This is a genomic window from Prevotella multiformis DSM 16608 (assembly GCF_000191065.1).
GTDB lineage: Bacteria > Bacteroidota > Bacteroidia > Bacteroidales > Bacteroidaceae > Prevotella > Prevotella multiformis.
The window spans coordinates 1434144-1452781 of the sequence record NZ_GL872283.1; the positions used below are offsets into that span (position 1 = coordinate 1434144).

General features: G+C 51.0%; 19 protein-coding genes and 5 tRNA genes. 1 reads left to right on the top strand and 23 read right to left on the bottom strand.

Features of this window, described 5'->3' with window-relative positions; genetic code table 11:
* Positions 1 to 88: 88 nt before the first annotated feature.
* From rplL to HMPREF9141_RS11405, 22 genes are all read right to left on the bottom strand, one after another.
* The gene (rplL, locus tag HMPREF9141_RS11305) at positions 89 to 466 is read right to left on the bottom strand and encodes a 50S ribosomal protein L7/L12 (protein ID WP_004351841.1); all 378 of its coding nucleotides are present in this window, start codon (positions 464 to 466) and stop codon (positions 89 to 91) included.
* Between the two features lie 63 nt (positions 467 to 529).
* The gene (gene rplJ / locus HMPREF9141_RS11310) at positions 530 to 1048 is read right to left on the bottom strand and encodes a 50S ribosomal protein L10 (protein ID WP_007368892.1); all 519 of its coding nucleotides are present in this window, start codon (positions 1046 to 1048) and stop codon (positions 530 to 532) included.
* 18 nt (positions 1049 to 1066) lie between these two features.
* Positions 1067 to 1759 carry a 50S ribosomal protein L1 gene (gene rplA / locus HMPREF9141_RS11315; RefSeq protein ID WP_007368893.1) on the bottom strand — a complete coding sequence of 231 codons (693 nt, stop codon included), beginning with the start codon at positions 1757 to 1759 and terminating at the stop codon, positions 1067 to 1069.
* Between the two features lie 21 nt (positions 1760 to 1780).
* A complete protein-coding gene (gene rplK / locus HMPREF9141_RS11320; protein ID WP_007368894.1) occupies positions 1781 to 2221 on the bottom strand; it encodes a 50S ribosomal protein L11 in 441 nt (146 codons plus the stop codon).
* Between the two features lie 54 nt (positions 2222 to 2275).
* The gene (nusG, locus tag HMPREF9141_RS11325; RefSeq protein WP_007368895.1) at positions 2276 to 2824 is read right to left on the bottom strand and encodes a transcription termination/antitermination protein NusG; all 549 of its coding nucleotides are present in this window, start codon (positions 2822 to 2824) and stop codon (positions 2276 to 2278) included.
* Positions 2825 to 2837: 13 nt separating this feature from the next.
* The gene (gene secE / locus HMPREF9141_RS14020) at positions 2838 to 3029 is read right to left on the bottom strand and encodes a preprotein translocase subunit SecE (RefSeq protein ID WP_007368896.1); all 192 of its coding nucleotides are present in this window, start codon (positions 3027 to 3029) and stop codon (positions 2838 to 2840) included.
* Positions 3030 to 3046: 17 nt separating this feature from the next.
* Positions 3047 to 3119: transfer RNA gene (locus tag HMPREF9141_RS11330), tRNA-Trp, on the bottom strand.
* 68 nt (positions 3120 to 3187) lie between these two features.
* Entirely contained in the window at positions 3188 to 4384 is a 1197-nt protein-coding gene (tuf, locus tag HMPREF9141_RS11335) for an elongation factor Tu (protein ID WP_007368897.1), read from the bottom strand.
* A 67-nt stretch (positions 4385 to 4451) separates the two neighbouring features.
* Positions 4452 to 4523 (bottom strand) — tRNA-Thr (locus HMPREF9141_RS11340).
* 11 nt (positions 4524 to 4534) lie between these two features.
* Positions 4535 to 4607: transfer RNA gene (locus HMPREF9141_RS11345), tRNA-Gly, on the bottom strand.
* A gap of 18 nt (positions 4608 to 4625) precedes the next feature.
* Positions 4626 to 4707: transfer RNA gene (locus HMPREF9141_RS11350), tRNA-Tyr, on the bottom strand.
* 30 nt (positions 4708 to 4737) lie between these two features.
* A tRNA-Thr gene (locus tag HMPREF9141_RS11355) sits at positions 4738 to 4811 on the bottom strand.
* Positions 4812 to 4899: 88 nt separating this feature from the next.
* On the bottom strand, positions 4900 to 5199 hold the full coding sequence (hpf, locus tag HMPREF9141_RS11360; RefSeq protein ID WP_040555088.1) for a ribosome hibernation-promoting factor, HPF/YfiA family: 300 nt from the start codon (positions 5197 to 5199) through the stop codon (positions 4900 to 4902).
* 22 nt (positions 5200 to 5221) lie between these two features.
* Complete coding sequence (locus HMPREF9141_RS11365) at positions 5222 to 6100, bottom strand: tyrosine recombinase XerC (RefSeq protein WP_040555089.1); 879 nt, start codon at positions 6098 to 6100, stop codon at positions 5222 to 5224.
* A 75-nt stretch (positions 6101 to 6175) separates the two neighbouring features.
* Positions 6176 to 6367, bottom strand: coding sequence for a 30S ribosomal protein S21 (gene rpsU, locus HMPREF9141_RS11370; protein WP_007368900.1), 192 nt, complete (start codon positions 6365 to 6367; stop codon positions 6176 to 6178).
* 19 nt (positions 6368 to 6386) lie between these two features.
* On the bottom strand, positions 6387 to 6632 hold the full coding sequence (locus HMPREF9141_RS11375; RefSeq protein ID WP_257009605.1) for a hypothetical protein: 246 nt from the start codon (positions 6630 to 6632) through the stop codon (positions 6387 to 6389).
* Positions 6633 to 7148: 516 nt separating this feature from the next.
* Positions 7149 to 7337 (bottom strand): hypothetical protein, encoded by a 189-nt coding sequence (locus HMPREF9141_RS11380; RefSeq protein WP_007368902.1) that lies wholly within the window; start codon positions 7335 to 7337, stop codon positions 7149 to 7151.
* A gap of 13 nt (positions 7338 to 7350) precedes the next feature.
* Positions 7351 to 10896 (bottom strand): leucine-rich repeat domain-containing protein, encoded by a 3546-nt coding sequence (locus tag HMPREF9141_RS11385; protein WP_007368903.1) that lies wholly within the window; start codon positions 10894 to 10896, stop codon positions 7351 to 7353.
* A gap of 254 nt (positions 10897 to 11150) precedes the next feature.
* Positions 11151 to 12788 (bottom strand): tetratricopeptide repeat protein, encoded by a 1638-nt coding sequence (locus tag HMPREF9141_RS11390; protein ID WP_007368904.1) that lies wholly within the window; start codon positions 12786 to 12788, stop codon positions 11151 to 11153.
* A 485-nt stretch (positions 12789 to 13273) separates the two neighbouring features.
* Positions 13274 to 15061 (bottom strand): aminopeptidase P family protein, encoded by a 1788-nt coding sequence (locus HMPREF9141_RS11395; protein ID WP_007368905.1) that lies wholly within the window; start codon positions 15059 to 15061, stop codon positions 13274 to 13276.
* Between the two features lie 66 nt (positions 15062 to 15127).
* Positions 15128 to 15589, bottom strand: coding sequence for a hypothetical protein (locus tag HMPREF9141_RS11400; RefSeq protein ID WP_246479360.1), 462 nt, complete (start codon positions 15587 to 15589; stop codon positions 15128 to 15130).
* 83 nt (positions 15590 to 15672) lie between these two features.
* On the bottom strand, positions 15673 to 15879 hold the full coding sequence (locus tag HMPREF9141_RS11405) for a hypothetical protein (RefSeq protein WP_231559250.1): 207 nt from the start codon (positions 15877 to 15879) through the stop codon (positions 15673 to 15675).
* A gap of 325 nt (positions 15880 to 16204) precedes the next feature.
* Here HMPREF9141_RS11405 and HMPREF9141_RS11410 point away from each other — a divergent pair, with 325 nt between their 5' ends.
* Positions 16205 to 17197 (top strand): malate dehydrogenase, encoded by a 993-nt coding sequence (locus tag HMPREF9141_RS11410; protein WP_004351851.1) that lies wholly within the window; start codon positions 16205 to 16207, stop codon positions 17195 to 17197.
* Between the two features lie 287 nt (positions 17198 to 17484).
* On the opposite strand, the gene HMPREF9141_RS11415 is transcribed toward HMPREF9141_RS11410, so the two are convergent.
* A complete protein-coding gene (locus HMPREF9141_RS11415; protein ID WP_007368907.1) occupies positions 17485 to 18309 on the bottom strand; it encodes a class I SAM-dependent methyltransferase in 825 nt (274 codons plus the stop codon).
* Between the last annotated feature and the right edge of the window lie 329 nt (positions 18310 to 18638).

Below are 18638 nucleotides of genomic sequence, written 5' to 3' on the forward strand. Positions count from 1 at the left end.
TCATGATGTCGAAAGACACAAAAAGGTTAGGACTCACCTACCAGGTAAATCCTAACCGTATACAATTAATGTAAGAATCGAAGCGGAATTACTTCAGCTCAACCTTGGCACCCTCAGCCTCGATAGCCTTCTTCAGGTTCTCAGCCTCAGCCTTGGCCATACCCTCCTTCAGTGTGGAAGGAGCACCGTCTACGAGATCCTTAGCCTCCTTCAGACCGAGACCACAAGCCTCCTTGACAGCCTTTACGACCTTCAGCTTGTTGGCGCCGACCTCTGCGAGGACAACGTCAAACTCAGACTTCTCCTCAGCTGCACCGGCTGCACCGGCTGCAGCAGGGCCAGCAACAGCAACAGCTGCAGCTGCAGGCTCGATACCATACTCGTCCTTGAGGACAGTTGCCAACTCATTTACTTCCTTAACAGTAAGATTTACTAACTCTTCTGCAATAGCTTTTACGTCTGCCATTTTATTCTAACTTTTTAATTTTTTGTTCTAAAAATAATATACCTTTTGACTTTATCAGATTCTTTACTCAGGACGCTCGCCTAAAGTCTTAAGCACACCGTGGATGGTGCCAGCACCTGACTGGAGAGCAGAAACAACGTTCTTTGCCGGAGACTGCAGCAATGCCACAATGTCTGCGATAACCTCGTTCTTGCTCTTGAGAGCTGCAAGTTCCTCGAGCTTCTCAGCACCGACAAACAGAGTCTCCTCTGCATAAGCGGCCTTCAGAGAAGGAACACCCTCCTTCTTGTACTCTTTCAGCAGCTTTGCCGGCACATTGGCGGTCTGCGTGAACAGCACTGCCGTATTGCCCTTGAGAGAACCATACAGTGGTTCAAAATCTACATCTGAAGCCTCAAAAGCCTTGTGAAGGAGTTTGTTCTTCACGACGACCATATTGATCTCGCTCTTGAAGCACTTACGGCGGAGCACACTGGTAGCCTCTGCGTTCAGACCGGTCACGTCAACCAGATAGAAATGAGGAAAGCTCTTCAGCTTCTCACCGAGTTCAGCGATAATTGTATCTTTTACTTCTTTCTTCATTGTACAAAACTTTTAGAGTTATTCAGCTGATTTAGGATCAATCTTGACACCCTTACTCATTGTGCTCGAAATAAAGATACTCTTGATATATGTACCTTTAGCAGCAGCAGGCTTCAGCTTGATAACAGTAGAGATGAACTCTTTGGCGTTACCATAAATCTGCTCAGCAGTCATGCTGACCTTGCCGATTGAGGTGTGGATAATACCCGCCTTGTCAACCTTGAAGTCAATCTTACCCTGCTTTACTTCCTTCACTGCCTTAGCAACATCCATAGTCACCGTACCGCTCTTCGGGTTCGGCATCAAGCCGCGAGGGCCGAGAATACGACCCAAAGGACCTAACTTACCCATGCAGGACGGCATCGTGATGATGACATCAACATCAGTCCATCCGCCCTTGATCTTGTCAACATATTCGTCGAGACCGACGTAATCAGCACCGGCTTCCTTGGCGGCAGCCTCCTGATCAGGCGTACAGAGACAGAGCACACGGGTGACCTTTCCAGTACCATTCGGCAGTGATACGACACCACGTACCATCTGGTTGGCCTTGCGAGGGTCTACACCGAGACGGATATCAACATCTACGGAAGCGTCGAACTTGGTCGTGGTAATCTCCTTGACCAGCTTTGCTGCCTCTTCCAATGAATATGCCTTCCCTGCTTCAACCTTCTCAGCTACTGATCTCTGATTTCTTGTCAGTTTACTCATTTTTACTTCTGAAGTTTAAAATTATTTACCAGGGAAGTCCCCTTTTACAGTGATACCCATACTACGAGCAGTACCGGCAACCAGCTTCATGGCACTTTCTACCGTGAAACAGTTGAGATCCGGCATCTTGTCCTCAGCAATAGCCTTTACCTGCTCCCAAGTTACGGATGCAACCTTCTTGCGGTTGGGCTCGCCGGAACCGCTTTTCACCTTGGCTGCCTCCATGAGCTGTACGGCTGCGGGAGGCGTCTTGATGATGAAGCTGAAAGACTTATCGTTGTAGTAAGTAATTACGACTGGAAGAACTTTGCCAGCCTTGTCCTGGGTACGGGCGTTGAACTCCTTGCAGAATCCCATGATATTGATACCCTTTGAACCCAATGCAGGGCCTACTGGGGGGGATGGATTTGCAGCGCCACCTTTAATCTGTAATTTGATTAATCCAGCTACTTCTTTAGCCATTTCTTTGTTAATATTAAAAATTAAACTATAAGTCGAACAGTATCCGTAACAATACTATTCTTCTTTTGCGACTTGCATAAAACTCAGTTCCAGCGGATTCTGGCGACCGAAAATCATCACCATCACCTTCAGCTTGTGCTTCTCGGTGTTCACCTCTTCGATGACCCCGTGGAAACCGCTGAAAGGACCGTCGGTGACCTGAACCGTCTCACCCACCATGTATGGAACTTCCTGCACTTCATCAAGTTCAGTATCTTCCACATTGCCCAGCAGACGGTTGATGTCTGCCTGGCGGACGGGGGAAGGATCAGCCATGCCTCCGAGGAATCCCAACACATTAGGCATGAAACGCAACGTGGAAGCCACGTCAGGAGTCATGTTGGCCTGAACAAGCACATAGCCCGGGAGACTTAACTTCTCCTTGACAACGCGCTTGCCGTCTTTACGCACAGTTGCGTGCTTCTCCATAGGCAACAAGACCTCGAAGACACGCTCAGCAAGTTTCTCGTTCAGCCGCAACTGGGCATCGATGTATTCCTTCACCTTTGCCTCTTTGCCACTGACAGCACGAAGAACATACCATTTCTTTTCTGTATCAGCCATTTCTCCTAATGAATTAACCTGGATATACGAAACCCATCACATGCTGGAACACAGAATCCATAGCGAACACAACCAGTGCAATGACAAGGGAAGCAGTTAAAACAACCATTGCACTATGTGTAAGCTGGGCACGTGATGGCCATGTAGTCTTATGCGCAAGTTCGTCGTAGCAGTCCTTGCAATAATTAACTATCTTCTTAAACATAAAATCTTCTCTTCTTGCACGGGTTGAAGGACTCGAACCCTCGACACCTGGTTTTGGAGACCAGTGCTCTACCGACTGAGCTAAACCCGTAAGTCAGTTCCCGACCCGTAAGAGCCGGAAACCAATTTTATCTGTGTAATCTACGACCTATCTTGTAATTACTTGATATCGTCGAGGATTGCTGTGATCTGACCGGAACCTACCGTACGGCCACCCTCACGGATAGCGAAACGCAGACCCTCGTTCAATGCAACCTTGTAAATCAAGTCTACCTCGATCTCAACGTTGTCACCAGGCATTACCATCTCAACACCCTCCGGGAGTTTGATCTCACCTGTACAGTCCATTGTACGGAGGTAGAACTGTGGACGGTACTTGTTGCCGAACGGAGTATGACGGCCACCCTCTTCCTTCTTCAGCACGTAGATAGAAGCCTTGAAGTGATCGTGAGGAGTGATGGCACCCGGGTGTACGACTACCATACCGCGCTTAACCTCGGACTTGTCGATACCACGGAGAAGCAGACCTACGTTGTCACCGGCCTGACCCTGTGCAAGGTTCTTGCGGAACATCTCGACACCCGTGATGACAGACTTCTTGTCCTCACCGAGACCGAGCAGCTGAACCTCGTCACCTACCTTACATACACCTGTTTCGATACGGCCGGTAGCAACAGTACCACGACCGGTAATGGAGAAGACATCCTCAACAGGCATCAAGAACGGCTTGTCGACCTCACGTACCGGCTCCTGAATCCAGGTGTCAACGGTATCCATGAGCTGCATGACAGAGTCAACCCACTTCTCAACACCGTTCAGTGCACCCAGTGCAGAACCGCGGATGATAGGAGTATCCTCTTCATAACCGTACTGCTCGAGGATCTCACGAACCTCCATCTCAACGAGGTCGAGCATCTCCTCATCGTCAACCATATCACACTTGTTCAGGAAGACAACCAGACGGGGAACGTTCACCTGACGGGCGAGCAGCACGTGCTCACGGGTCTGCGGCATAGGACCGTCGGTAGCAGCTACAACCAAGATAGCACCATCCATCTGAGCGGCACCGGTAACCATGTTCTTCACATAGTCAGCGTGACCCGGACAGTCTACGTGTGCATAGTGACGTTTTGCTGTTTCGTATTCGATATGTGCAGAGTTAATGGTAATACCACGCTCTTTTTCCTCCGGAGCATTGTCAATCTGGTCGAAAGACTTGATATCCTCAGAACCGAAGCCCTTCTCATGAAGAACCTTTGAGATTGCTGCAGTAAGAGTGGTCTTACCGTGGTCAACGTGACCGATAGTACCAATGTTTACATGCGGTTTGGTGCGCACGAATTCTTCTTTAGCCATAGCTTTTTCTATTTAATATTAAATGAGTAATCTGTGCTTTTTAGTTACACTCACTGAACGACGGAAGAGCTGTAACTGAGAGTTGAACTCAGGACCTCTTCCTTACCAAGGAAGTGCTCTACCACTGAGCTATTACAGCAAAACCATGAGAGCGGAAAACGGGACTCAAACCCGCGACCCCCAGCTTGGAAGGCTAGTGCTCTATCAACTGAGCTATTTCCGCAGTTTCCATTTCCGGATGTGGGTAGTGATGGATTCGAACCACCGAAGCTAGAAGCAGCAGATTTACAGTCTGCCCCATTTGGCCACTCTGGAAACTACCCGTCCTATGAAATGCGTCCTCCTTATCGGAGAGCCTCTTGTCGGATTCGAACCAACGACCCCGAGATTACAAATCACGTGCTCTGGCCAACTGAGCTAAAGAGGCGTTACTTTGCAGCCGGAGGCTACTTGTCGTAAAACGGCTGCAAAGGTAAGGCTTTTATTTGAATCCCCAAAATATTTCAAGGATTTTTTCAACGCTTTCTCTGTTTTTCCTTATACTTGGTAAGCTGGACCTTCATTGCATCCAGACACAGATCAACTCCCTCTTCGAAAGTGTCACAGGTCTTCTCCACAAACAGCGTCGTTCCCGGAACGGCAACCGACAGGCTTGTTGTCTTATTTAATGCAGTGGCCGGCTTCTCCACCTTCAATTGCACCTCTACTTTCTGAATGTCTTCGTAAGACTTTTCTAATTTCTCGGCCTTCTTGGTGATAAAGGCCTGTAACTTCTCGGTAGTGTCGAAATGAATCGACTGAATCTTAATTTCCATAGGTACCTCCATTTTTAAAAGGTTAAGCCCTTGGATGGGCATTCTTATAGACTTTCTTCAACTGCTCGAAGGTCGTATGCGTGTAGATCTCCGTCGTCGACAGGCTCTCATGCCCGAGCAGCTTCTTTACACTTTCCAGTCCAGCCTCATGATTGAGCATGGCCGTGGCGAATGTGTGACGCAGGACGTGAGGTGTCCGCTTCTTCAGGGTCGATACCCTCGAGAGATGCTTTTTCACCAGAGCCCTGACCTGTCCGTCTGTCATCCGGACACCTTTCTCGGTCCGGAAAAGGGCGGCACTGTCGCCTTTCACCGCAGCGCCGCGCACCTGCCGGTATGCGGCCAGCGTCTCGGCCAGTTCCCTGCCAAAAGGGATGATCCGCTGCTTGTCCCTCTTGCCTGTCACTTTCAGTTCGCAGGTAAGACCGTCAACGTCCTTGTCATCCAGCCCCGTCAGTTCAGACACACGCACGCCCGTCTCATAGAACGTCATAATCAACGTGCGGGCGAGCACGTCCTTGTAACTGTCCGTCCACATTCCCGGTTCCAGCAGCCTTTCCATCTCCGATTCTTTCAGGAACTGCGGAAGCGGCTTCTGCCTTTTCGGCCCCTGGAGGCCGTGGACAGGATCTCTCCTGACAAGACTGCGGCGGAGCGCAAAGCGGTAGAAGGATCTCAGCGAACTGAGTCTTCTGTTGACCGATGATGCGGCATTGCCTCTGTCCATCATGTCCTCCATCCAGTTCCTGACCACATCAGAATCCACCGTCTCCCAAGAGAGCTGCTCTTCGAGATCCTGAAAGAACCGTTCAAACTCTTCCAGATCCTTGCGGTAACTGGTTACGGTCATCGGGGAATAGTTCCTCTCCAACCTTAAGTAATCCAAGAACATATCGACCATCGGCTCGCCGTCCAATCATTTATGGCAACGAATTTACGGAAATTAATCCGAACTACCAAATTTTCAAAGAAGATTTTACTCTTCCGTGTCGCGAAGCTTCTGTACGTAAACGGCATGTTCCATCTTCAGGCGCTTCTTGACAGATGGCTTGTCAAACTGCTGACGAGCACGAAGCTCTTTTACAACACCTGTCTTTTCAAACTTTCTCTTGAACTTCTTGAGCGCGCGCTCGATGTTCTCGCCGTCCTTTACTGGTACAATAATCATGCTTTTTGTTTTAAATTATTTATTGATTAAACATCTGCGAAAGGGCATGATACCACTTTTGCGCCTGCAAAGTTACACTTAATTCTCCTAACCGCCAAACAATTGCGGATTTTTCATCCGGACAGGGTCTTAAAACAATTAAAACGGCTTTACAGGGGACCGTCTTCCCAAAAGAGCCGGGCAGCACCTTATTATTAATGACGTCATCCAAAGCCATATCCATGATGGATCGCCTGCCCCGGCTTCCGGCAATATACATCATCATCTGCCGCATGACATTGAAAACATCCGCAATCGGCAGAATAAAGCATATTATATTCTGCCGCAACAGGATTTTTGCACCTTTTCGGCAGAATCGAACATAAAATCATTCATACAACCCAAAGACTGCCTACAACAAAAGTACATTTTCGATTTGCCGTCACTTTTTGATATTCTTCATTCGTACATTGTGTATCATCTTGTCATGCGTTTCTAAAGCCTGACAACATTATAATGCCTGACGGAGTCCGTACCGGGCTTGACACCAAGGATGAATCCCACCAGCATCCATGGTGTTTGGCCGTCAACATACTGCCAGAGAATGCCCCACCGGACATTTCAAACAGGACAAAACAAAAAAAACGTAACACGTGTTTCACAACAGATGTTACGCAAAAAAACTTAGAGAGTTGTTGAATCATTCAATCAGGTTATTTTTACCTTTGTGCCTCTCGCCAGAGGTCACGACGAAATTATGTTGTCTGGTAAAAGAGTATCACATAATTGCATTGTCGAGACATCAGTCCTCCCATGGGCTGTAATGCGGAAGTTCCGCACCTTCCTCCGGAAAGACATCGTTTCCTTTTGCCTCAATAGGTTTGTGAGGGTTGTAGGGTCCCTGTACGCCGGGACTGGCTGTCTCCATCAGACCTTCCTGTACAACCGTCACCACGATGGTGGCGGGGCTTGTATATCTTTTCTTTCCCATTGTCTTTCAATTTTTATTTGATTATCACTTTCTTTCCATTGCGGATGTATACACCGTGCTCCGGCCGGCTTACGCGCTGTCCGTTGAGGTTGTACCAGACATCCTGCCTCTCGCTGTCTTCCGCAGCATCAACATTCTCGATGCCTGTCGCCTCACCATCGTCGAAGACAAATGTCACCTTGGCACCTGCCGGCAGGGATCCGAGCTTGGCATACGCCTTGTGGACCGTGAAACCGTTGACAGGAGTCTCTGCCTTGCGGAACATACCGTCCTGCATGACGTAAACCGGCGAGCCGGGGGAAGCATTGACCGCCGCATCGTTGACCGTCACGCCCTTCATGACGTTTTCCGTGATGGAGTAAGACACGTTGTCGTGCTCGCCGATCGTGTAATAGAAATCGGCAGGTGTGGATTCCTTGTCAAGAACTTTCAGCAACACGCCTGTTCCGGCAGGAATGTAACCGTAGTTGCCGTTGACGCCGCCTTTCAGGTCAACACTCGTCATCCGTACGTGATAAGAGCTTTTACCATAGTCGCCGCTGCCACGAAGAATGGGAGTACCAGCGACGAAAGCCGCCACCTTGACAGTGTGTTTTTGGGTCAGGTAATCGGAAAAGTCGGTATCGAACTCACGTGCGAACGTTCCATACTTGCGGTTTATCTTGAACGCCGCATTTCCGTCGCCCTGAATCTTGTAGTCCAGTGCCTTCGCATAGTTGCTCCATGCCGCTTTATAGTCGGACAATTTCGACTTCTTCACATAGATTTTCTGCTCACAGTTTCCTGTTCCCGATGCTCCCCGGAAAAATTCGCTGAAGGCAGCCCCGAGAGAGAAATACTTCTGCGAAAGCTTCGTGGCGGGCGCATTACCCGTGAAAATCACCTGTCTGATAGTCGTACTGACAGGACTGATGGTGCTTTGACCGTTGGCGGTAACACGCTTCGTCTTTGTCACGAAAGCCATGGCGCCAATGTAGTCTACAGCGGCCTTTACAACTACCTCCTTCATGTGCTCGTTAGCATTCTCAAAGGCATAATCGCCGATAAGCCCTACCTTGTAGGTCTTGGATGTACCGCCCTCATCCGTTTTCACCTGTTCGGGCAGGACAAAAGTCTTCACATCAGCAGTAGTGGAGAGGAAGTCGACTGTCGTGGGAGAAGTCGGGATATACTCGTCCGTGGCAGCCGAAGTGCCTTCGGCCTTGACCGTGAACGATGGCTTCAAGGTGAAATTCTTCCAGAACGGGTCACTCTTGTACTTGTCGAGGAGGCTCTTGCGTACATAAACTGTGATGTGGCTCTTCGCATCGTCTGCAGCCACTTTTCCATTGTCGAACGACATGGTGTTTTCTCCCTGATCAATGCGGCTTCCCGGTATCAATTCATCGCAGAGCAGCGTCACCGTCTTCAGAGCCGGATTCAGTCCGAAAGCACGTATGCCGATCGCATTCACCTTGGCCGGAATGACAATATTCGTAAACTGACTGCCGCCTTCGTAGAAAGCATAGTCGCCGATCTTCGTAATGGACGGCGGCAGGAGGGTAAAGTCGGTGCGTGCCTTGCCCGGAGGGAATATCAGCAGTTCGCTCTTGTCCTTGCTCAGCAGAATACCCTGTACACTGGAATACTTCGGGTTGGCAGCATCTACATCTATGTTGGCGAGCTTCGAGTCGTACTTGAAAGCCTCCGGATGGATATTCGTACAACCTGCGGGCACATTCACACGCTCTAATACGTTACAGTTTTTGAATGCTTCCTTCTCAATGGACGTAACACTTGCAGGTATTTTGAGGCGCTTGATTCCACTGTTGGAAAAAGCACCCTCTCCAAAGGAGATAATCGTACTGTTATCTGCGAAATTCACTGTTCCCATTGCAGGAGTATTGCCAAAGGCATTGTCACCGATAGTCGTCACAGAAGCAGGGAAATCAAAAGACTTCAAATTCTCCAAATCAGCAAATGCACTGGATTCAATTGTCTTGAGTTTGCAGCTCCCCTGAAAATTGAAATTCGTAAGACTACTGCAGGCTACGAAAGCACCTTTCTTGATTGTTTCCAGTTGAGAGCCGTCAGGGACATTCACCGTTTTCAACTTGTCACACCCGGCGAATGCGGTTCCTAAAGTCTTCAATGACTTAGGCAGCGTTGCCGTAGTCAATCTTGGACACCACAAAAATGTTCTGCCCCGTAATTCGGTTATCTTCGATGGTTCTTCAAAGACAACGGTCTCGAGAAGAATTGCTCTGAATGCTTCAACCCCCAAGGACGTGATCCCTGCCGGTATCGTCATCTTCTCAATCTTTGCATCCATAAAAGCCTGTGTCCCTATTTCCGTTACACTGCTGGGGATTTTGTACTCTTTTTCCACCCGTCCTGTGGGGTAAGCGATCAGTTTTGTTTTGTCCTTATTGAACAACACCCCATCTTCATCCGAAGAATAATTCGGATTGCCGGGCTGGACAATATACTTCGTAAGTCCCTTCATGGACGCAAAAGCCCCTCTACCAATAGAGGTAAGACTACTTGGAATGGTGATTTCAGAAATATTATGACAGCCTGCCATGCAGTAATTACCCAATTTTTCTACTTGATTAAAATCTATCGATGTAAGTCTGTAAGCACAATAGAATGTGTAACCATACGGAATGGATTTCACACCATCGGGTACTTTGAATGTAGCACCCTCCTTGCCAGACGGATAATAAATCAGTTGGCTCTTGTCTTTATTGTACAACACACCATCCACACTGCAATAGTTGGGGTTGCTGCCATCAACTTCAATCTCTTTCAAGGATTCCGGGTGATAAGAAAAAGTCGGCCAGCTTCCCATATAGATATATTCGACTGATGCCGGGATGATTAGTTTCTGCAAGGTAGAAGTTGTTCCTATAGCATATATAGCGATACTCTTAGTATTCGCATTGATTTCATACTTGCCGCCTGTAGCAGAAAAATCCATGCCGCAAGGAATGCAGATCAGTTTCTTATGCCCTTGGGTATAAAGCACACCGCCATCCGATATAAAGGCAGGATTCCCCGATTCAACCTTTATTTCCTTCAATTTAGGACAGCTACCCAACAGCACATTTGCCCGAGGTTCAATCTCCTTCACACTGGCAGGAAGTGTCAGGGAGGTTATATTGGCCCTGTGAAAACAATAATTCGCTAACGTAGTAATCGTATTGGGAAGTTTCACCTCCGTCACCTTCTCGTCCCACACGGTGGGGTCATTCGAGTCGTATGCTCCTCCAATCTGTGTCACCGTGAAATAGACATCCTTGCCATCGAACACCTTGGCGGGGATTTCTACCGTCCCCTTGACTCCCCTCACGTTGTATACAGCCAGCTTAGGACTGGATGCACTGGCATCAATGACACGGTAGGTAATGTAACCCTCTCCGTAAGGCATTTTAATGTAATTACCTACGACATAAGCCTTCGCTCCAATACCTCCCATCATCATAACGAGCAGAATGGCAGTTCGCAGACACATAAGGCGGGTAAACAAAGCCATCCTCAAGACGGCCCCTCTTCCGAATTTGTTTTGTTTTTCTCTCATGTCTTCTGTTTTGTTTCTCAATATAACAATTCAATTAACATCTATCAAACCGTTCAGTCATATAATTATGAAAGCTGGTGTTGCAAAGTTATGGAACAGCACGAAAAAACGCCGCACAAAGACCTTGAAATCTTTGTGCGGCGAGAGAGAATTGTCAAACCAGGCGGGAATTTACCCCCCCCCGAAACAAAATTTAACAATCTGAAAACCAATTTATTACATACAACAACAGGTTTTTTGACATCAAGAAAAGGTCATGTGCTGATATTCGTGTCGTCTCCCTGCTGTTTCTGCCGGCGTATGTTGTAACGCATGGTGCGGATGCTGCCGTTGGAGACGTTCATGATCCGGGCTATCTCGGCATCGTTGTAGCCCTTCTTCCAGAGATAGAAGAAGATGGTGGGCTTCGCCGTCAGCTTCTCGCTCAGGGTGGCGAAGACATCCGGATCGATGAAGCGTGCGTAACAGATGTAGCGTTCCTGCGTGTCCTTGTCCCAGCCTTCCATCGTGGCCGTGCCCCGCTCTATCGATTCGTAGAGGGGCTTTCCGTCGATGATCCGGTCGGCCTGCGTCTTGGAGTATTCCTTCACCTGTCCCTTGAGCTTCCCTATCTCGTGCGTCTGCCGGTAGGTCTTCCGCCTGAGCTTTCCCAGCCGTTCGCGCGACCTGCGGATATAGCGCCGTGCCAGCAGGAACACATATCCGCCTGCCAGCAGGACGACGATGCCGGCGAACGTCATCCGCAGGCGGTTCTGCCGCTGGTTTTCCTGTTCCAGTTTGCGTGCGAGGTAATCGTGCTCCTGCACGGAGGCCTCGTTGAGCAGCCGGGCGTTGTGCCGTGCCAGTACCGTGCCTACCGTGTCGAGCCGGCGGCGTGCGTGCAGCTCTTCGTCCTTTGCCCCCGTGTCGCTGTAGAACCGTGCCAGCGACCTGAGGAAACTTACCATCGGGGTGCGGTAGCTGCCGTCGGCACGGTAGAGGGAATCGGCCAGCGTCACGGCACGCTGCAGACATCGCTGGGCATCGGCCGGGCGATGCTCCATCCATGCGATGCGTGCCAGCCCCAGCTGGGCGTCCGGCATCCGTCCGTCGGCCATCAGGGCGCGTGAGAGATAGTATTTCGCCTTCGGCAGGTCGTTCTGTTCCAGGTAGTAGCTGCCGAACACCTCGTTGAAAATATCGAACCGGTGGTCGTTGAACTTCGCCCTTTCACGGATCGCGAGCCGCAGATAGTAGTCGGCGCTGTCCTTCTGGCCGTTCTGCCGGAAGATGGTGGAGATGTCGTAGTGGGTGACGAGCTGCCCCACGGGGTCGTCCCTGCTGTCCATGATCCTTACCATCTGCTGCATATAGCGGACGGCCATGTCGAAGTTGCCGAGCTGCTCGTAGACGGTGCTGAGCTGCTGGTAGAGACGTGCGCGGAACTCCGGGTCGGCATCGGGGAGGATGAGGAGGGCGTTCTCCAGCGCCACCATGCCTTCCACGGGCTTTCCGTAGCAGAGGTTGCTGACCATTCCCTGCCAGTAATAGCTCTCGGCCAGCTTCGGGCTGTCGTGCCGCTCCAGCTTCTGCACGGCGGCCGTGATGGCGGAGTCAATGTCGGGAGGGAAGTTCTGCGTGACATAGCTCATGAAGAACTGTGCCTTCACCTTTGCCAGCAGCATCCGTCCCTCTTCCTCGTCCGACAGGCCGCCACGAGCCAGTATGCTGTCAGTCCGGTGGAGGACGGCCGCTGCCAGTTTGGGGTTGTCCGACTCCTTCTCTATCTGCTGGAGAGAAGGGTTTCCGCTGCAGGCAAACAAGAATACGGGGAGCAGGACGGCAAGCAGTATTCTTACAACCGTGCCCACGGTCTTCTTCCGGTTTATCCTATCAAATCCTATTCTTTTCATAGTCTGCAAAGTTAAGCAATCTTTTGCAGATTATGCCCGCAAGACCGCATTTTATTGAAACCTGAGAACGGAGCTTGGGATTTGGAACTCGCAGCTTGGAGACTGCCCTTTTCTTCTGCGCCGTCTGCCTCCTTGTCTAAACGCAGGTGTTTTTATACGACTTGAACCTATCTGTTCCTTTTCTCGGGCACAGCCCCACTGCACAGGAATTAACCCCATGGACAAGAAACCGAACAGACCGCTTCAGCCCGGACGGAAGACAGTCGACAAAAAACAAAAATAAGTTCTTAAAACCGTCAACCAAGTTTAGAAGCAAGAAGGAAGGCTGTTTACCAAAAGCATTAAACTACAGGGAACAGCATTCCCGACCGGTTGGGAGCTGGATTCCCAACGGCTGGGAACAGGATTCCCAACCGATTGGGAACAGCATTCCCGACGGCAGGAAACAACAAGTATCTTGCAGCATCGGAAAACAGCAGGGGGGCTCAGAGCGGGCGGGCAGCCGCCTTCAGCCATGCCGCTTCAGCAGCAGAGAGGTGAGGGGAAAGCGTTTCACGGACACGGCGGTGGTAGCTGTTCAGCCACTGCCGCTCCTCCGCAGTCAGCATATCCGGCAGGACCGGCGTCGTGTCGATCGGTGCAAGGGTGAGCGTCTCGAACCCGAGGAACTCGCCGAAGTCCGTTGTCACGGCAGGGACGATGAGCAGGGTGTTCTCGATGCGCACGCCGAACTTCCCCTCGAGATAGAGCCCCGGCTCGTCGGTGACGGTCATCCCCGCCCGGAGCGGTGCCGGCCGCCACTCCATGCGAATCTGGTGAGGTCCTTCATGCACATTCAGATAACTTCCAACCCCATGTCCCGTTCCGTGCAGGTAGTTGTAACCCTCGCGCCACATCGGCTCGCGGGCGATGGCATCGATCTGCGAGCCGCACGCCCCAGAGGGGAAACGGCACAGGGCAAGCTGGATGTGTCCCTTCAGCACCAGGGTGTAAATGCGCCGCTGCTCCTCTGTCAGCCGACCCAGGGCAACGGTCCGTGTGATGTCTGTCGTACCGTCTTCGTACTGTGCCCCGCTGTCAATGAGCACCAGCCCGTGCGGCTCTATGGGGGCGTCTGTCTCCGGGGTCGCCTCGTAATGCACGATGGCACCGTGCGCCTCGTAACCCACGATGGTGTCGAAGGAGATGCCTTTGAAAAGCGGCTGTTCGGCACGCAGTGCCGTCAGCCTTCGGTCGAGCGACATCTCCGTCTGTCCGCCGGCCTCGACGGCAGGCTTCAGCCAGGCCAGGAATTTCACCATCGCAATACCGTCGCGCAGCATGACAGCACGGAAGCCGTCCTGCTCCACCCTGTTCTTGACGGCCTTCATCCCGGGGACAGGCGACTCGCCGAAGACGGCCTTGCCCCGCTGCAAGGCAGAGACCAGCGTGTGGTTCGTAGTGGAGTCGTCGACAAGCAGGTGTCGCCCGGGGTAATGTTCCAGCCCCACGGCAACCGCTCCGTAGGGTTCTACCGCAATATTCCCGGCTGCAAGACAGTGCCCCACCTCCTCCGGGAGTTTCTCCTTATTTATATATAAGGTGACGTTCCCAGGCGTTATCAGCAGGTAGGAGACGAAGACGGGGTTGCAGTGTACGTCGCTGCCGCGCAGGTTCAGCACCCAGGCAATCTCGTCCAGGGCGGTCACCAGCAGGCCGTCGGCCCCCCGGACAGCGAGGCTCTTGCGGATCCGGCTTATCTTGCTTGCGGTCGTTTCGCCGGCATACTTCAAAGGATGGAGGCAAACCTTATGGCCGGGTATGGCCGGGCGGTCTGTCCATAGCGTCGCCATCGGGTCGGCATCTGTCCGCACCCGGATGTTCCCTCTTGTCGCCAGTTCCTGCGTCAGAACGGCTACCTCTGCAAAGGAATTGACGTTGCCGTCCAGTCCGACGACGGGCTTCTCATACGCCGCCAGCTCGTCGGCAAGCCATTCACACACCGTAGGCGTGCCTTCCACACGGAGCTTCATCAGCCGGTATTCCGTGCCTGCCAGCTGTTCTGCGGCAGCGATGAAATAGCGCGAGTCCGTCCACAGGGCGGCGCGGTCGAGGGTGACGACGGCCGTCCCCGCCGATCCCGTGAAGCCGGAAATCCATTCGCGGCTCTTCCAGTGGTCGGCGACATACTCGCTGTTGTGCGGGTCACTGCTCGGGAAGACGAAAGCGGAAAATCCGTTCGCCCGCATCCATTCCCGGAGGTTTTCAATTCGTTCGTTGATGGTCTGTTTCATATCATTGTCTGTTTAAGGTCGGTCGTAGTCAGAGCTTAAGGCGGGGTGTAAAACAGGGCGGGGCGGTCAGTCGAAGTAGGGATATAATTCTTTAAATCCTTCGACAATGTCCTTGATGAGACCAGGGTTCGCCGACAGTTCCTTCTTGTTTATCAACAGATAGGTACTTTTCTCTATGTTGACTAAATGTTCATACTCGCCCGGACCGAACAGCGTAAGTGTATATCTTCTGTAGACACGGAATCTGCTGGTATTTTCCTCCGGCTCATCCACTCTGTTCGCACCGATGAAACCAAAGGAAGCCCGCGGGTCTTTCTTGGCAGTCTCGGCCATGATCGCCATGCAGGTGTAAATACATTCTCTCGGTTCATTGAGCCCGGTCATCAGATTATACCGCTTGCTGCTGTCCCGATGTGCCTTCAGGTGGAACTTGACAGCATAGAGGTGATGCTCATATACCTCTACCCACACCCAATAAGTCTGGTGGCTTTTCGGGGACTTGAAAGAATAGAGATATTTATAAAGCAAAAAGCCCTGGGGTCCATCCCAAGGCTCTGTCACTTTCTTTACAAATCGATATGGATAATGCTTTATTTCCATTCTTCTGCCCTTTATTGGATGAGATAGGGATAAACATCTATTTTCTCTCGTTTCGCTTCTTCCTCCGGGACACGTATGAAGCCTTCTCCGCTGAAGAGAATCCGCTTGTCAGCATCCGAGAGGTAAGCTGCTATGCGCTGTTTATACTCTTTCGTTTTCTGGGCTTGATAGACTCTGCGTCTGGCCCTTAACTCCTGTATCTTACTCATTGTTCCCATAAGCTCATTCTTTATCTGCTGCAAATATATGAATATTAGTTGATAATCCCAAATGTTTGGAGACTTTATTCCCGGAAGCATTGAGACCGCCAGGGCCGTGTTTCCACGCCGAGCTGACCCAGCAGGCGGCCGTCAGCCGGACAACGCGTCACCGCATCCGCTTTTCCCTGACAGGCCGGTTTGTCAGACGGAGTTGGCAAAGCCCTTCCTTTTTTATATTTAATAACACATTTATCACGGTATATTCTTCTCGCATGGTCTTTTTTTTCGTAACTTTGCGGTATCGTATAAAAAGAGAATCATACTCTTAAAAAATATATTTATTATGAAGTACTTAACAAACGAGAAACTCGTCATCGTCGGTGCCGGCGGCATGATCGGTTCAAACATGGTCCAGACCGCACTTACACTCGGTCTTACCCCTAACATCTGCCTGTACGACATCTATGAGCCGGGCGTTCATGGTGTGTTCGACGAGATGGAGCAGTGCGCTTTCCCGGGTGCCAACCTCTCTTACACCGTTGACCCGGCCGAGGCTTTCACCGGTGCAAAATACATCATCTCTTCCGGCGGTGCTCCGCGCAAGGAGGGCATGACCCGTGAGGACCTGCTGAAGGGCAACTGCAAAATCGCAGCTGACTTCGGTGAGAACATCAAGAAGTACTGCCCGGACGTAAAGCACGTTGTCGTTATCTTCAACCCGGCTGATGTCACCGCATTGACGGCTCTGATCCACTCCGGTCTGAAGCCCAACCAGCTGACATCACTCGCCGCACTCGACTCTACCCGTCTGCAGCAGGCGCTGGCTCACGAGTTCGGCGTACAGCAGGACAAGGTTACCGGCGCGCACACCTACGGTGGCCACGGTGAGCAGATGGCAGTATTCGCTTCTCAGGTGAAGGTCGACGGCAAGCCGCTGTCAGAGATGGGGCTTTCTGCCGAGCGTTGGGAAGAAATCAAGCACCACACCGTGCAGGGCGGTTCAAACATCATCAAGCTGCGCGGCCGCAGTTCCTTCCAGAGCCCGGCTTACAACGCTGTCAAGATGATCGAGGCTGCCATGGGCGGTGAGAAGTTCACCCTGCCAGCCGGCTGCTATGTCAACGACGAAAAGCTCGGCTTCAAGAACGTGATGATGGCCATGCCTACAACCATCGACGCTACCGGTGTCCACTACACCGAGCCTACAGGTACGGCAGAAGAGATGGCGTCTCTCCAGGCTTCTTACGAGCACCTCTGCAAGATGCGTGAGGAAATCATCAGCCTCGACATCGTTCCGGCTGTTGCAGCGTGGAAGAAAGACAATGCCAATCTGTAAGACAAGCTGACGAGCTGACAGCAGGTATTATCAAAGAAAGGCAACCGACATTTGCAGTCGGTTGCCTTTCTTATTTCACTGGCATACGTGTAAAGGGTTCAAGGGTTTTCTCCCAAAAGCTTAGGAGCTTTTTCAAGAAAGCTTAAGAGCTTTTCAAAGAAAGCTTAAGAGCTTTTCAAATCGCTTAGGAACTTTCCGAAAACAGTCTGCACGCCATTTCTGAATTACCCTCGCCCGCGTTCTGCCTGCTTTCTGCCACTGACAGAAGCCTGGCACAAGGGCTGGGACTATTCTATCTCAATCCTGACAATGCGCTGGTTGAGACGGCGATAGAAATAAGGAATGTACAGGGGCAGATGGAAAAAGAACGGGAACCGCCCTTCGTCGTAATCGCTCATAAAGTACTCCTTCCTCACGTGCAGCCGGCTGTTCCATGTCTCCATGTCCTTTGTATTGAGCAGCGACCACTTGAACTCGGCGCCCTTTCCCATCTTCCGCAGCATATCATGCTTCTTCTCGCGTCCGACAAACATAAAGGAAAGCATATCAAACAGCACGGTGGCTGACGGCAGCTTGTCGCAGATGTTGCGGAACAGTGCCTGCACCTTTTCCTCCGGGAAATACATCAGCACACCTTCGAGGATAATCAGGACGAGCCTGCCATACGAGCTTACCTTGTCCAGCCAGTCGGTCTCGAACATGGATTCAGACAGACAGGTGTTGCGGTCTGTCTCTGTGAGGAAGCGGCGGCGCAGGTCGATAGCCTCCGGGAGGTCGAGGTCGAACCAGTGTGTCACCTCCGGCCGTCCCAGTCGCTCGTACCGTGCATCCAGCCCCGCCCCCAGCTGTATCACCACAGCATCGGGATGGCGGGCAAGGAACTGCCGGGCCTCATTGTCAATCAGCTTGGCACGGATGCAGCAGCCCAGTTGCGAGAACTTTACATTATTGAACTTCGAGAAGTCATAGTCAATCTGTCCGATAATCTCCTTTGCTTTCTCGTCACGCAGCAAAGGATCGGGACGGTCGGTCTCCACAGCCTTCGCCCACAGCGTGGTAAGCATCGTCTCGGGAATCTCCGTCAGAGTGGATTTAATCTTTTCCATCAGCATTCATTATTAATAATTTAATGATGCCCTGTCCGCTCCATAAATACAGACCTCTTATACTGGTATTACACAGCAGTACAGGGCTTCATCTTTTATTTTACAGTTATTCAGTCAGAAGTGGCCTCGTGTATATGATTCGTTATGATGAAGACAATCATTGACAAACGGATAATGCCTGTCAAAGTCGTTGGTGCAAAGATAGGGAATAACCAGAAGCCGGACAATACCTAAAAATCGGTAAATAGACATTTGCGACAGCATTTCCTTTGCATTGAGACAGAGAAAAACCGACGTCTTGCCGCTACACAGATTGACAGACAGAAACATCTGCA

Excerpts from the sequence above, each read along its gene's own strand:
- rplL (WP_004351841.1), bottom strand. The coding sequence starts at position 466 with ATGGCAGACGTAAAAGCTATTGCAGAAGAGTTAGTAAATCTTACTGTT.
- rplJ (WP_007368892.1), bottom strand. The coding sequence starts at position 1,048 with ATGAAGAAAGAAGTAAAAGATACAATTATCGCTGAACTCGGTGAGAAG.
- rplA (WP_007368893.1), bottom strand. The coding sequence starts at position 1,759 with ATGAGTAAACTGACAAGAAATCAGAGATCAGTAGCTGAGAAGGTTGAA.
- rplK (WP_007368894.1), bottom strand. The coding sequence starts at position 2,221 with ATGGCTAAAGAAGTAGCTGGATTAATCAAATTACAGATTAAAGGTGGC.
- nusG (WP_007368895.1), bottom strand. The coding sequence starts at position 2,824 with ATGGCTGATACAGAAAAGAAATGGTATGTTCTTCGTGCTGTCAGTGGC.
- secE (WP_007368896.1), bottom strand. The coding sequence starts at position 3,029 with ATGTTTAAGAAGATAGTTAATTATTGCAAGGACTGCTACGACGAACTT.
- tuf (WP_007368897.1), bottom strand. The coding sequence starts at position 4,384 with ATGGCTAAAGAAGAATTCGTGCGCACCAAACCGCATGTAAACATTGGT.
- hpf (WP_040555088.1), bottom strand. The coding sequence starts at position 5,199 with ATGGAAATTAAGATTCAGTCGATTCATTTCGACACTACCGAGAAGTTA.
- HMPREF9141_RS11365 (WP_040555089.1), bottom strand. The coding sequence starts at position 6,100 with ATGGTCGATATGTTCTTGGATTACTTAAGGTTGGAGAGGAACTATTCC.
- rpsU (WP_007368900.1), bottom strand. The coding sequence starts at position 6,367 with ATGATTATTGTACCAGTAAAGGACGGCGAGAACATCGAGCGCGCGCTC.
- HMPREF9141_RS11375 (WP_257009605.1), bottom strand. The coding sequence starts at position 6,632 with ATGATGATGTATATTGCCGGAAGCCGGGGCAGGCGATCCATCATGGAT.
- HMPREF9141_RS11380 (WP_007368902.1), bottom strand. The coding sequence starts at position 7,337 with ATGGGAAAGAAAAGATATACAAGCCCCGCCACCATCGTGGTGACGGTT.
- HMPREF9141_RS11385 (WP_007368903.1), bottom strand. The coding sequence starts at position 10,896 with ATGAGAGAAAAACAAAACAAATTCGGAAGAGGGGCCGTCTTGAGGATG.
- HMPREF9141_RS11390 (WP_007368904.1), bottom strand. The coding sequence starts at position 12,788 with ATGAAAAGAATAGGATTTGATAGGATAAACCGGAAGAAGACCGTGGGC.
- HMPREF9141_RS11395 (WP_007368905.1), bottom strand. The coding sequence starts at position 15,061 with ATGAAACAGACCATCAACGAACGAATTGAAAACCTCCGGGAATGGATG.
- HMPREF9141_RS11405 (WP_231559250.1), bottom strand. The coding sequence starts at position 15,879 with ATGGGAACAATGAGTAAGATACAGGAGTTAAGGGCCAGACGCAGAGTC.
- HMPREF9141_RS11410 (WP_004351851.1), top strand. The coding sequence starts at position 16,205 with ATGAAGTACTTAACAAACGAGAAACTCGTCATCGTCGGTGCCGGCGGC.
- HMPREF9141_RS11415 (WP_007368907.1), bottom strand. The coding sequence starts at position 18,309 with ATGCTGATGGAAAAGATTAAATCCACTCTGACGGAGATTCCCGAGACG.